The organism is Bradyrhizobium genosp. SA-3, from assembly GCF_004212635.1.
Classification (GTDB): Bacteria; Pseudomonadota; Alphaproteobacteria; order Rhizobiales; family Xanthobacteraceae; genus Bradyrhizobium.
Genome location: NZ_PSRT01000010.1, coordinates 1 through 13,522, shown reverse-complemented (window position 1 = coordinate 13,522; position 13,522 = coordinate 1). Strand labels below are relative to the sequence as shown.

Sequence of the window (13,522 nt, the reverse complement as noted above, 5' to 3'; positions counted from 1 at the left end):
AGGTGCACCTTGGCAGCAGGGCAGCGGGTAATTGGGCGCGCATCAACTTACGATATGGCTGGCCGAACGCGCTCCGAAGTGAAATAATCCAAGTCGAAACTGCCGCATATTTTGGCCGGATGCCGCGATGCATTCGGCGATATGGATTGCTATCCGATGCCCGCGCTCTCACAAGACGTGGTGGCGGATTTGAAGCAGGAAAACGCCCGGCTATTGGCCGAGCTGCGCGCCGCGCTTGATCGCGAGAGCGCGACTGCCGATATCTTAAGGGTGATCGCAACTTCGCCCCCCGACGTGCAGCCGGTCTTCAACGCAATCGCCACCAGCGCCAACCGGCTAATTGGAGGCTTTTCCACCACGGTGTTCCGCTTCATCGACGGAATCGCGCAGCTTGCGGCATTCACCCGGACGAATGCTGTAGCCGATGAACATCTGACCCATATGTTCCCGCGGCCGATTGCAGACTTTCCAAGCTTCCAACTCGCCTCATCGGGAAAGATTGTCCCTATCCCCGACACCGAGGCCATCTCCGAGCTGCAGATCCGAGACGTCGCCCGGTTGCGTGGTTTCCGCGCGATGCTCTTCGCACCGATCATGAAGGACGGCACTTCAATCGGCATGATCAGCGTCACGCGCGCCCAACCAGGCAACTTTGCCGAGCAGGACAAGCAACTGCTGCGGACCTTTGCAGACCAGGCGGTGATCGCAATCGAAAACGCGCGGTTATTCAGCGAAGTGCAGCAGCGCACAGACGACTTAACTGAATCGCTTCAGCAGCAGACCGCGGTCGGAGACGTCCTAAAAACGATCAGCCGCTCGACCTTTGATTTGCAGCCCGTGCTCGATACACTCGTCCAGACCGCGGCGCGTTTATGCAACGCTGAAATGGCCTTCATCATGCGGCGCGAGGGCAATCTCTACCGCGCCGGAGCAGCCGTCGGTTACACCGCAGAGTATGTCGACTTTCTCAGGAATCACCCGATCGCTCCGGGTCGCGGCACGATTACCGGACGGGCGGTGATCGAAAAGCGTCCGGTTCAAATCCTCGATGTCGCCTCGGACCCCGAATATACGCTGCAGGAATCGACGAACCTCGCTGGGCAGCATACGGCCGTTTGTGTACCGCTGTTGCGCCAGAACGAACCGATCGGGACAATTGTGCTCGCGCGTCAACGCACCGAGCCCTTCACCGACAAGCAGATCGAGCTCGTCACTACCTTCGCCGACCAAGCAGTGATCGCGATCGAAAACGTTCGTCTGTTCGATCAACTTCAGCGTCGGACCAATGATCTTACCGAGTCATTGCAGCAGCAGACAGCGACTGCAGACGTGTTAAAGGTCATCAGCCGTTCGGCCTTCGACCTTCACAAGGTGCTTGATACGCTGACGGAATCGGCAGCGCGTCTATGCAATGCGGACATGGCGGCCATTGCGCGCAAGGACGAGCGCGGATTCTATCATGCCACCGGCTACAATTTTCGCGTGGATTGGGTCAAGGTCGCCGACGTTCATCGGCTTCAGCCCGGCAGAGGCAGTTTGATCGGCCGGGTCCTCCTCGAACACAGGTCCGTTCAGATCCTGGACGTACTGGCCGATCCCGAATACGCATACCATGACATGCAGAAGGCCGCTGGCTATCGCACGTTACTCGGTGTGCCGATGATGCGCGAAGAGGAGCCGATCGGAGTTCTGTTCCTGGGCCGAACGACGGTTCAATCGTTTTCTGAGAAACAGGTCGAGCTGGTTTCGACGTTTGCCGATCAGGCGGTCATAGCCATCGAGAACGTGCGTCTTTTCGAGGAAGTGCAAGCCACGAGCCGTGATCTGCAGGAGGCCCTGACGCACCAAACCGGCAGCGCCAACATTTTGAAGGTCATCGCGTCCTCCCCGACCGAGATCGATCCGATATTAAAGGCGGTTGTCGAAAGTGCCTGTGAGCTCTGCGAAAGCTCCGATGCGGTGCTTCGCCTGAGAAGGAACGACCATCTCCAACTCGTTGCACATCACGGTCCGATCCAGCCTTCCCACGCAACGTGGCCCATCAATCGCAAATGGACCGCCGGCCGCTCGGTTCTCGATCGGAGTCCGGTCCAGGTCTCCGACATCACCTCGCCCGAGGGCGATGCATTTCCTGATGGACGAGAACTCAGACGCGACGACGGCGTGCGGACCATCCTCAGTGTACCGCTTCTGCGCGAGGGCGAAGCTATTGGCGTCATTACTCTCCGGCGCACCGAAGTGAATCCCTTCAACGATAAACAGATCCGCCTCCTGCAGACATTCGCCGACCAGGCAGTCATCGCGATTGGAAACGTTCGACTGTTCGAGGAGGTCCAGGCCAAGAGCCGCGACCTGCAGGAAGCGCTCACTCACCAGACCGGCAGTGCCAATATCTTAAGAGTGATCGCCTCCTCGCCGACCGACGTCGGCCCGGTCCTTAAGGCTATTGTTGAATGCGCGTGCGAGCTTTGTGAAGGGGATGATGCGCTAGCTATCCTGAAAGTTGCCGATGAACTTGTATCCTCGGCGCACCACGGTTCCATCCCGGCGGTTTGGCAACGACAAAAGATCAACCGCCAAACGCCTTCCGGTCGAGCGATTATCGACCGCGTACCTGTTCACATAAGCGATCTCCTCGGACCAGGGGGCGACGAGTTTCCCGTTGCAAGGGAATTCGCACGGCGCTCGAACGTTCGCACGGTACTCAGCGTGCCGCTGTTACGCGAGGGCGACAGCATCGGGGCCATAGCGCTTCGGCGCACCGAAATCAGTCCGTTCAACGCCAAGCAGATTGCTCTGCTTCAAACCTTCGCTGATCAGGCGGTGATTGCGATTGGCAATGTTAGGCTGTTCGAACAGGTACAGGAGCGCACGCGCGAGCTTACGGAGTCACTCGAGCAGCAGACCGCGACTGCTGAAGTCTTGGCGACGATCAGCGCATCCGCCGGCGAATTAGAGCCGGTCTTCAACAAGATGCTGGAGAATGCGACTCGCATCTGCGGGGCTCGGTTCGGTACCATGAATCTCTATGAGGAAGGCGGCTTCCGCACCGTCGCCCTATACAACGCGCCGCAGGCCTATGTTGAAGCCCGACTTTACCAGAGCATTCGTCCGCACCCCGCTAGCGGTCTCGGCACTGTCGAGAAGACGCATCAAACCGTCCACATCGAAGACATCCGGAGCCAGCCGCCTTACATCGAAGGCAACCCTAACGTCCGCGCGCTCGCGAACCTTGCGGGAGCAAGAACTCTCGTCATCGTTCCCATGCTTAGGGAAGACGAGCTAATAGGGACGATCACGATCTTCCGCCAGGAAGTCAAATTGTTCACTGCCAAGCAGATCGAGCTGGTTTCCAATTTTGCGAGTCAGGCCGTCATCGCTATCGAAAACGCCCGTCTCTTGAATGAATTGCGCAAGCGCACGAAGGAGCTTTCGCAGTCGCTTGAAGAACTACGCGCGGCACAGGATCGATTGATCCAGACTGAAAAGCTTGCCTCCCTGGGCCAGCTAACTGCAGGCATCGCCCATGAGATCAAGAATCCGCTCAATTTCATCAATAATTTCTCATCGCTCTCGTCGGAACTCATCAACGAGCTGAACGAAAAGCTGCGCGCGACTCAGTTGGACGAGAGGGTCAAACAGGATATCGACGAAGTCACCCAGACGCTCCAGGCTAACCTGATAAGGATTGTGCAGCACGGCGCGCGCGCCGATTCCATTGTGAAAAATATGCTGCTGCATTCGCGACAGGGATCTGGCGAGCGTCGAGCTGCCGAAATCAATGGGATCGTCGAGGAAAGCCTCAATCTCGCCTATCACGGCGCGCGCGCGGAAAAGCCGGGCTTTCACATCACGCTGGAGCGAAGGCTCGATCCTTCTGCCGGGATTATCGACCTGTACCCGCAGGAAATCACACGGGTCCTTCTCAATTTGATCTCAAACGGATTCTATGCCGCCATGAAGCGTAAGGAAGCCGCCGGAGATGGATTCGAGCCCGCCCTCAGCGCGACAACAAGAAGTCTCGGTCCAGCCGTGGAAATCCGCATTCGCGACAATGGTACAGGTATTCCAGCCGAGGTGAAGGAGAAGATATTCAATCCGTTCTTCACGACTAAGCCGGCTGGCGAAGGGACCGGGCTTGGCCTGTCGATATGTCACGATATTATCGTGAAACAGCATGGCGGCAGCATCGATTTGGATACCGAGCCAGATGCCTTTACTGAGTTCATTATCAGGCTGCCACGCACTGCGGCCGCGACAAAATAGGCTGGAGAGATGAGTTGAGCGTGTATATCTTGGTCGTTGATGACGAACCGGACGTCGAAGTGCTGTTTCGCCAGCAATTCCGACGCGATCTGCGCGACGGTCGTTTTCTTATGGAATTTGCACCGTCGGCGCCCTTGGCGCTGCAACGCGCTACGGAGATCCGGGACGCGTCTCTCATTTTAATCCTTTCAGATATCAACATGCCCGGCATGAGCGGCCTCGAGATGCTGCCCATAGTACGTGCGGCCCGGCCCGATGTTCCGGTTATCATGATCACGGCTTACGGTGACGCCGAGACCAAGCGCAAAGCGCTGGACAACGGCGCAACTGATCTGTTGACAAAACCGATCGACTTCGCGGCACTGCGCCAGGAGATCGACCTGAGGCTTGATCACGCCGCATAACGCGCCAAACGCTGACGCACATCGGTGCGCCTGTATTCCAGCAAACAACTTGCCGCGGTTCGAAGCAAAGGGGATCGAACGCCGGTAACCGAGCTGTATCGCCGCGCCCGCAGCCCCGACGATCAGCCCTGCCGCGCCGCCTCGATTGCGGCCACGTCGATCTTCGTCATCCCCATCATCGCATCAAAGGCGTGCTTGGCTTCAGGGCCGCCGGCCGCCAGCGCCTCGATCAATACGCGCGGCGTGATCTGCCAGGAGACGCCCCATCTGTCTTTGCACCAGCCGCAGGCGCTTTCCTGCCCGCCATTGCCGACGATGGCGCTCCAATAACGGTCTGTCTCCTCCTGATCGTCGGTGGCGATCTGGAACGAGAAGGCCTCGCTGTGTTTGAACATGGGCCCGCCGTTGAGTCCGAGACAAGCAACGCCAGCCACCGTGAATTCGACCGTGAGCACATCGCCGGCCTTGCCGGACGGGTAATCGCTGGGCGCGCGGTGAACGGCACTCACGGCGCTATCTGGAAAGGTCTTGGCATAGAAGCGGGCCGCCGCTTCCGCGTCCCTGTCATACCAGAGGCAAATCGTGTTCTTCGCCATCGCGGGTCCTTTCAAATCACCACCAAATCACGCCTCCATTTTATCATAACATCCGGATCAGCATGCTCCAGCCGCGGCTTCCATTGTCCGATCTTGCTCGCGTGCGTCATTGTGTCAAACTCAGGGAACCCTAACGCAGAGGCTCTTACTTGATCGACATCGACCAGATACGCACCGACACACCAGCCGCCTCCCGGCTTGCGTATCTCCACAATGCGGGTGCTGCTCTCATGCCAACGCCCGTTGCCACAGCGATGAAGCGGCACATCGACCTCGAAAGCGAGATCGGAGGTTATGCCGCCGCTGATCGCGAGTCCGCCCGGCTCGACGCGGTCTACGGCTCGGTCGCGCGGCTGCTGAATGCCGCGCCCGACGAGATCGCCCTCATGGAGAACGCGACAGTTGCCTGGCAGATGGCGTTTTATTCGCTTCCGTTTGCCCAGGGCGATCGCATTCTGACCGCCGAGGCAGAGTACGCCGCCAACTATGTCGCGTTTCTTCAGGTGGCCAAGCGTACAGGCGCGATTATCGATGTGGTGCCAAGCGATTCGACGGGCGAACTCGACGTCCACGCGCTCGAAGGCATGATCGATGAGCGCGTGAAGCTGATCGCCATCACCTGGGTTCCGACCAATGGCGGGCTGGTCAATCCCGCGGCAGCGATCGGCAGGATCGCGCGAGCGCGCGGCATTCCCTATCTGCTCGACGCCTGCCAGGCGGTCGGCCAGATGGTGGTTGATGTCGAAGCCATCGGCTGTGACATGCTGTCGGCCACGGGGCGCAAATTCCTGCGCGGCCCGCGCGGCACCGGCTTTCTCTACGTCCGCCGGGCGCTGCTGCGGCAGCTCGAGCCGCCGATGATCGACCACTTCGCCGCGCCCTGGATCGCGCGCGATGAGTATCGGCTCCGCGACGATGCGCGCCGTTTCGAAACCTGGGAAAACAATTACGCGGCCCGCCTCGGCCTGGGAGCTGCCGTCGATTATGCCCTCGCGATCGGCCTTGGTCCTATCGAACAGCGCTGCCGCCTGCTTGCAGACCGTCTTCGCAGCGGCCTCGCCTCCATTCGCGGCATCCAAATACGCGACCTCGGCCGCGCGCCGAGCGCCATCGTCAGCTTCACGGTGGAGGGATATGACGCGGACGCCATTGTCAGCAGTGCCGCTGCGGCGGGCATCACGATCGGCGCTTCAGATCCGTCGAGCACCCGCATCGATGCAGAAGTCCGCGCGCTGCCGCCGGTCGTGCGCGCCTCGCCGCACTATTACAACACAGAAGCCGAGATCGATCGGCTGATCGGGCACCTCGGGAGTTTGACGCCGCGATAAGTGACACGCTCTGCTCAAGTGCAACGCGCACTCAGTCCGGATGCACTGAGCCTTGCCATCACCTCGTCGAGATGGGCGCTGTCGCGGGTCTCGATGACCAGTTGCAGCAGCGTCGCCTTGGCCGGCAGGTCGGAGAAGGTCCGCTGGTGCGAGACCTCGATGATGTTGGCACCGGCTTCGGCGAGCAGCGCGGCGACTGCGGCCAATTGCCCGGGTCTGTCGGGAATATCGAGCGAAAGCTGGGTCAGTCGCCCCTCGCGCGCCAGCTCGCGGGTCAGGACGGAGGCGATCAGTCTCGTATCGATGTTGCCGCCGCTCAGCACCAGGCCGACTTTCTGGCCCGCGAAGCGGGACGGATCGGACATCAGCGCGGCAAGGCCGGCTGCGCCCGCACCCTCGACCACCGTCTTCTCGATCGAGATCAGGGTCGCAACCGCGCGCTCGAGCTCGGCTTCGTTGACGAGAGCGATGTCGTCGACGAGGCGGCGGACGATTTCGGTGGTGATCTTGCCGGGCGATTTGACCGCGATGCCTTCAGCAAGCGTGTCGCCCCGCGCCGGCAGATTCCCGTCATGGATGGCATTGTACATCGATGGATAGAGCCAGGCCTCGACGCCCAGGATCCGTAGCGACGGTTTGATCGACTTCGCGGCAATGGCGATGCCGCTGATCAGCCCGCCGCCGCCGATCGGGACGACCAGCGTATCGAGCTCCGGCACCGCCTTCAGCATCTCCAGCCCGACGGTGCCCTGCCCGGCGATGACAAGCGGATCGTCATAGGGATGGACGAAGATCATGCCGCGAGCCTCACCGTGGCTCCGCGCGAACGCGGCCGCCTCCTCCAGCGTCGCGCCCGTGACCACCACCTCCGCGCCGTGATGCCTGGTGTTCTCGATCTTCACCATGGGCGTGCCGACCGGCATGACGATGGTGGCGGGAATGTTGAGCCTTCTCGCGTGATAGGCGACGCCCTGTGCGTGGTTACCCGCCGACATCGCGATGACGCCGCGCGCGCGCTCCTCCGGCGTCAGCGCGGTGAGCCTGTTGAGGGCGCCGCGCTCCTTGAACGAGGAGGTGAATTGGAGGTTCTCGAATTTGAGCCAGATGTCGCAGTCGCAGATCTTGCTCAGCGTCCGGCTGTAGCTACAGGGCGTTTCGACGACGGCACCCCGGATGGTCTCGGCGGCCGCATGGATGTCGCTTGGTGCGACCGGGAAGTCGCCGAGATCGGAGGGCGCGCTTTGGGACAAGTCAGCCATAGGCCAGCATAGAGCATTTGGCCGCCTCAGGCGATAAGCCGACCCCTATTTGGTAAATTCCCTGGAGCGTGAAGCCCGCCACAGCGTCCACAGCGTACGCAGCCGCGAGGCCGGCTGCGGCGCGAACGGATTGCGCCCAGGTAGGGACAGGCGCTTGAGGTCGACCCGGACCTGGCTCAGCGGCAGAAACGCAGGCCGGACGGATGGCGGCACCTGCGGCAGCAGCGAAGAGGCCGTGGTCAGATGCTGGCGCGCCTCGCCCGCGAGCTGGTCCAGCACCGCACGCAAGCTCGGCGTCTCCTTGCCGGCGAACACATCTTCCATATTGCAGTTGTGGCTCGCCAGCACCTGCTGTGGCAGGAACAATTGCCGGTGCGCCGCATCACGCGGCAGGTTGGCAATGACCTGGACGATACCCTGGGCCAGCCCGGCATGACGGGCGAGATGCTCGGCCGCCTCCGACGACGGCGCCATGATCCGGGCTGCAAGGGCAAACAGCGCCGATGAGGTTGCCGCCAGATAGCCCTCCAGTGCCGCCATGGTCGGCATCGGATCGTTGTAGAGATCGAACTGGTGCTCGTCGGCGAGCAGCGACAGCGGCTCGACCGGCAGGTCGTAATCGCGGATCGCGCGGAGCAGCTCCGCCGCCACCGGATTGCCCTCGGCGCTGCCATGGACATGGCCTGACAGCATGTCGGTCCACCATTGCAGGCGAATCTCGCCGGGCAAGGGCTGGCTCACCTGGTCGCGAACGCGCACGATCTCGGCATTGAAGGCATAAAGCGCCAGCAGCGCGCGGCGCTCTGCGGCGGGTACGAACAGCGTCGCAACGTAACGCGGAAAGTCGTGGCTGCGCACGAGATCGGCGCAGAAGGCAACCGAGTCGGGTGGCGGCGCGGTGCTGCTCATGGCACCGCGATCAGCGCGGCCGCGACGCGGCGCCGCTCGCCGATCATGATGTTGTAGGTGCGCACGGCGGGGCCAGTCTGCATCGTGTCCAGCACCACCCTTACCGCCTTCAGGGCCTGGCGCAGTTCCGGCGGCGGAAGCCAAACCCCGGTTCCAGTGCCGACCAGGAGCGTGTCGATGCTGTTGGCGGCCGTGAACACGCGATCGAGCGAGTAGCGGTCGATCTTGGTGGGGTCCGTCACATCCCAGGCCCAGATCGCGTCGGGCAGGCACAGCAACGATCCTCGATGCGACATGCCAGCGAAGGCGAAGCCGCCCTTGCCATAGGCTTCGATCGGCGCCGAGCGCGGGAAATGGGGTGCGTTGGGGTCGCCAGCCATGAGCCAGGTCCGAATGAGCTTACTATCCCCGCAAACGCGCGCGAGGGTATGCGGTTCGGATCATGCCTTGTTTTTCTTCGCCGGCGTAGCCGTATCCGGCGCATCTTCGCGATGCTCGCCGACGCCGAGATAGATCAGGATCGGCGCCGCGATGAAGATCGAGGTGTAGGTGCCGACCAGCACCACGCCGAACATCATCACCGCGGTGAAGCTGTGGATGGCGTGTCCGCCGAACAAGAGCAGCGCGAGCAGTGCCAGCGTCACCGTGACGTGGGTGATGATGGAGCGCGACAGCGTCGAGTTGATGGACTCGTTGAGCAGCTGCGGCATCGGCATCTTCTTGTAGCGCCGCAGCATTTCGCGGATACGGTCGTAGATGACGACGGTGTCGTTGAGCGAATAGCCGAGAATGGTCAGCAGCGCGGCGATGCTGGTGAGGTCGAAATCGACCTGGCTGATCGACATGAAGCCGATCGTGAGCACGATGTCGTGCACGTTGGCGATCATGGCCCCTAGCGCAAACTGCCATTCGAAGCGGAACCAGAGATAGATCAGGATCGCGACGATCGCGAGCATCAGGCCGAGCATGCCGTAGGCCAAGAGCTCACCGGAGACGCGCGGTCCGACCACCTCGACGCGGCGATATTCGACGGAATCGCCGAGCGCTGCGCGGACCTTCTGCACGGCCTCCTGCTGGGCGGCGTCGCCGCCGGGCTGCTCCGCGACGCGGATCAGGACGTCCGCGGGGCCGCCGAACTGCTGCAGCTGGACTTCGCCGAGACGCAAGGAATCCAGCGTCGTGCGCATCGCCGCGATGTCGGCGGTGCCGGACTTGGCCTGCACCTCCAGCAGCGTGCCGCCGCGGAAGTCGATGCCGAAATTCAGCCCGTGGGTGAAGAAAAGCGTGATCGCGACGATCGACAGCGCCGCCGAGATCGGGAAGCTGATGCGGCGAAAGCGCGTGAAGTCGAAATGCGTATTGTCCGGGACGATACGCAGCGACGGCAAGAGGCCGAGGGCCGCGGCCACGGTGAGAATGGCGATGAGGACGCCGAGCCCGATGAGAACGGTGTGAGTCACGATCAGGCTCCTAGATCGGCACGCTCTGCGGCCGCTTCCACCGCACCCACCCGGCGACGATCAGCCGCGTCAGGGTGAAGGCGGTGAACACCGTGGTGATGATGCCGATGCCGAGCGTCACGGCAAAGCCGCGCACCGGGCCGGTGCCGATGTAGAACAGCACGGCGGCAGCAATGAAGGTGGTGATGTTGGAATCGAGGATGGTCGCCAGCGCCCGCTTGAAGCCGGCGTCGATCGCCGAGATCGCGTTGCGGCCGCCGCGCAGCTCCTCGCGGATGCGCTCGTAGATCAGCACGTTGGAATCGACCGCGATGCCGACGGTGAGCACGATGCCGGCGATGCCGGGCAGCGTCAGCGTGGCGTTGAGCAGCGACAACAGGCCGAAGATCATCGCGACGTTGATCGCCACCGCGACGTTCGCGAACACGCCGAACAGCCGGTAGGTCGCTAGCATGAACACGATGACGAGGATCGAGCCGACATAGGCCGCAAGCTCGCCCTTCTCGATCGAGTCCTGGCCGAGACCCGGACCGACGGTCCGCTCCTCGACCACCGTGAGCGGCGCCGGCAGCGCGCCGGCGCGCAGGAGGATCGCGAGATCATTGGCCGATTGCACGGTGAAATTCCCGGAGATCTGACCCTGGCCGCCGGTGATCGGCTCGCGGATGACGGGCGCCGAGATCACCTTGTTGTCGAGCACGATCGCGAACGGCAGTCCAACATTCTCTTGCGTCGCCTGCGAGAATTTGCGCGCGCCCGACGTATTGAACTTGAAGCTGACGACCGGCTCACCCGTGCGCTGGTCGAAGCTCGCCTGGGCGTCGGTCAGATCGCCGCCGGCGACCAGCACCTGCTTCTTGACCACGTAAGGTGTCGGCGGCGGCGAGGCGCTCATCAAGAGTTCGGATTCCGGCGGCAACCTGCCCTGCTGCGCCTGGTCCGGCGGCACGGAGGTGTCGACCATGCGGAATTCCATCTTCGCGGTCTTGCCTAGGAGTTCCTTCAGGCGCGTCGGGTCCTGGAGGCCGGGGACCTGCACCAGGATGCGGTCGTTGCCCTGGCGCTGGATCACGGGCTCAACGGTGCCGAGCTCGTTGACGCGGCGTTCGACGATCTGGATCGACTGCTCGATGGTCTTGCGCATGCGGTCGAGCATCGCGGCCTGCGGGATGCTCAGGCGGATCACACCGCCACCGGCATCGGTGACCTCAAGATCTCGCTGTCCGCCGGATCCCATGAGGCCGCCCAGCGGCTGCGACAGCTCGCGCAGCTTGGCGAGTGCGGCCTGCGCGTCGGATTCCTTGGTGATGCGAACCTCGACCGCGTCGTTGCGTACGGTAACGCCACCGGTGAAACCGATCTTGGCATCGCGCAGCGTCCGGCGAACGTCGTCGCGGATCTGGTCGAGCCTCTCCTTCCTCACATAGGCGGAGTCGACCTCGAGCAGCAGATAGGAGCCGCCCTGCAGGTCAAGGCCGAGCACGAGCCGCCGCTGCGCCCAGGCGGGCCAGGTCTTGACCTGCGCCTCGGGGAAGAAGTTGGGGACCGCGCAGAGGCACACGATCAGCGCCGTCAGGATAATCCCGAGCGCCCTCCACCGCGTGAAATACAACATCGACTAGACCTGTCAGATCAGGAGATTTAAGTGACCCGCGGGGAAGCACTCACTTCGCCGCGGTGTCGTCCTTGGCGCTTTCCTTGGTCGGCTCGCCCTTGGCGCGCACGCCTGAGATCATCTGGCGCATCTGCCGCACGCGCACGCCGTCGGAGATCTCGAACTCGATCTGGTCGTCGTCGACGACCTTGGTGACCTTGCCGACGAGGCCGCCCGAGGTCACCACAGTGTCGCCGCGGCGGATGTTCTTCACGAGGTCGGCGTGGTCGCGGACCTTCTTCTGCTGCGGACGCAGAATCAGGAAGTACATGATCACGAAGATCAGGGCGAACGGCAGCAGCGACATCAACATGCTGTTGGTGTCGCCGGCGCCCGCAGCCTGGGCATACGCAGGGGTAATCAGCATTCGGACGATCCTCGTGACAACGGGGGAAAGCCGGTCAGGCCCTCAAAGGCGACCGGTTCGGTCAAATTCGCGCGGACTATAGCGGCCATTGCCCCAATTGCAACGCTGCCAGACCGCCCTTTTGGCCCACCTTGCGGCGCGTCCTCGGGCCCGATAAGGCTGCGTTCTCAGGAACTTCGGACATGCCCAAAAAACCAGCAAAAGCCCGGCCGGCAAAGGCCCCCGTACCCCTGCCAAGAAGCCCGCCCGCGTCGCGGCAAAACGTCCCAAGGGCGCCGCTAAGGCATCCGCGGTCGATTCCTCCCAGGAGCGCATCGTCCGCGCGCTGGAGACCATTGCGGCGCAGCTCTCGGCCCAGGGCAACCCGACCCTCGAACCCGAGTCGTTCGAACGGGCGGACGCGTTCGTCTGGCACCCGGACGGCCGCCTTGCGGCAGTGCCGCGGGTCAGCCGCGTCGAGTTGTTCCTGCTGAAGGGCGTCGATCGGATGCGCGACATCCTGATGGAGAACACCGAGCGCTTCGCCAATGGCCTGCCCGCCAACAACGCCCTGCTCTGGGGCGCGCGCGGCATGGGCAAGTCATCGCTGGTGAAGGCGGCGCATGCCAGCCTCAACGCGGAGCGCAAACCGACCGACAAGCTGAAGCTGATCGAGATCCATCGCGAGGACATCGAAAGCCTGCCCGCGCTGATGGAGTGCTTGCGCGCCTCCGCCTTCCGCTTCATCGTGTTCTGCGACGACCTCTCCTTCGACGGCAATGATGCGTCCTACAAGTCGCTCAAGGCCGTGCTCGAAGGCGGCATCGAAGGCCGGCCCGAGAACGTCATCCTCTACGCCACCTCCAACCGCCGCCATCTGCTCGCGCGCGAGATGATCGAGAACGAGCGCTCGACTGCGATCAATCCCGGCGAAGCGGTCGAGGAGAAGGTCTCACTGTCGGATCGCTTCGGCCTCTGGCTCGGCTTCCACCGCTGCAGCCAGGACGAGTATCTCGCTATGGTGCGCGGCTATTGCAGCCATTTCGGCATCAAGATTGACGACGAGGCGCTGGAGCGCGAGGCGCTGGAATGGTCGACCACGCGCGGCTCCCGCTCAGGCCGCGTCGCCTGGCAGTTCGTGCAGGAGCTGGCGGGACGGCTGGGTGTGAAGCTGACGATGAACTGAGGACGTCGCCACGTTCTCAACTGTCATCGCCCGCCTTGTGCGCAATTGCGCGCTGAAGCGGGCGATCCAGTATTCCAGAGGCGGCTGTGATCGATCGAAACGCCGCGGTGTACT

Annotated in this window: 10 protein-coding genes and 1 pseudogene; 4 read left to right on the top strand and 7 right to left on the bottom strand. The window is 62.6% G+C overall.

Annotation, left to right across the window (positions count from 1 at the left end):
• Positions 1-156: 156 nt before the first annotated feature.
• Together CWO91_RS04760 and CWO91_RS04755 are read left to right on the top strand one after the other, a co-directional pair.
• Positions 157-4,266 (top strand): GAF domain-containing protein, encoded by a 4,110-nt coding sequence (locus CWO91_RS04760; RefSeq protein WP_130212450.1) that lies wholly within the window; start codon positions 157-159, stop codon positions 4,264-4,266.
• A gap of 14 nt (positions 4,267-4,280) precedes the next feature.
• A complete protein-coding gene (locus CWO91_RS04755) occupies positions 4,281-4,670 on the top strand; it encodes a response regulator (protein ID WP_130212449.1) in 390 nt (129 codons plus the stop codon).
• A gap of 122 nt (positions 4,671-4,792) precedes the next feature.
• Here CWO91_RS04755 and CWO91_RS04750 read toward each other — a convergent pair whose 3' ends face one another.
• The gene (locus tag CWO91_RS04750) at positions 4,793-5,266 is read right to left on the bottom strand and encodes a VOC family protein (RefSeq protein ID WP_130212448.1); all 474 of its coding nucleotides are present in this window, start codon (positions 5,264-5,266) and stop codon (positions 4,793-4,795) included.
• A 149-nt stretch (positions 5,267-5,415) separates the two neighbouring features.
• Between CWO91_RS04750 and CWO91_RS04745 the strand changes: the two genes are divergently transcribed.
• On the top strand, positions 5,416-6,594 hold the full coding sequence (locus CWO91_RS04745; protein WP_130212447.1) for an aminotransferase class V-fold PLP-dependent enzyme: 1,179 nt from the start codon (positions 5,416-5,418) through the stop codon (positions 6,592-6,594).
• Between the two features lie 14 nt (positions 6,595-6,608).
• Here the strand turns inward: CWO91_RS04745 and CWO91_RS04740 are convergent, their stop codons facing one another.
• From CWO91_RS04740 to yajC, 6 genes are read right to left on the bottom strand one after another with little or no spacing between them, the layout of a single operon-like run.
• Complete coding sequence (locus CWO91_RS04740) at positions 6,609-7,853, bottom strand: threonine ammonia-lyase (RefSeq protein WP_130212446.1); 1,245 nt, start codon at positions 7,851-7,853, stop codon at positions 6,609-6,611.
• Positions 7,854-7,898: 45 nt separating this feature from the next.
• Positions 7,899-8,762 carry a phytoene/squalene synthase family protein gene (locus CWO91_RS04735; RefSeq protein ID WP_130212445.1) on the bottom strand — a complete coding sequence of 288 codons (864 nt, stop codon included), beginning with the start codon at positions 8,760-8,762 and terminating at the stop codon, positions 7,899-7,901.
• Positions 8,759-9,142 (bottom strand): Mth938-like domain-containing protein, encoded by a 384-nt coding sequence (locus tag CWO91_RS04730; RefSeq protein WP_091885494.1) that lies wholly within the window; start codon positions 9,140-9,142, stop codon positions 8,759-8,761. The genes CWO91_RS04735 and CWO91_RS04730 overlap by 4 nt, the downstream gene beginning before the upstream one ends.
• A gap of 60 nt (positions 9,143-9,202) precedes the next feature.
• Positions 9,203-10,222 carry a protein translocase subunit SecF gene (gene secF, locus CWO91_RS04725; protein WP_130212444.1) on the bottom strand — a complete coding sequence of 340 codons (1,020 nt, stop codon included), beginning with the start codon at positions 10,220-10,222 and terminating at the stop codon, positions 9,203-9,205.
• 10 nt (positions 10,223-10,232) lie between these two features.
• Positions 10,233-11,837, bottom strand: a complete 1,605-nt coding sequence (gene secD / locus CWO91_RS04720; protein ID WP_130212443.1) for a protein translocase subunit SecD — start codon at positions 11,835-11,837, stop codon at positions 10,233-10,235.
• Between the two features lie 49 nt (positions 11,838-11,886).
• Positions 11,887-12,243 carry a preprotein translocase subunit YajC gene (gene yajC, locus CWO91_RS04715; protein WP_130212442.1) on the bottom strand — a complete coding sequence of 119 codons (357 nt, stop codon included), beginning with the start codon at positions 12,241-12,243 and terminating at the stop codon, positions 11,887-11,889.
• Positions 12,244-12,433: 190 nt separating this feature from the next.
• Here yajC and CWO91_RS04710 point away from each other — a divergent pair.
• Positions 12,434-13,408 (top strand): annotated as a pseudogene (locus CWO91_RS04710) (ATP-binding protein); the annotation flags it as partial.
• Positions 13,409-13,522 lie beyond the last annotated feature (114 nt).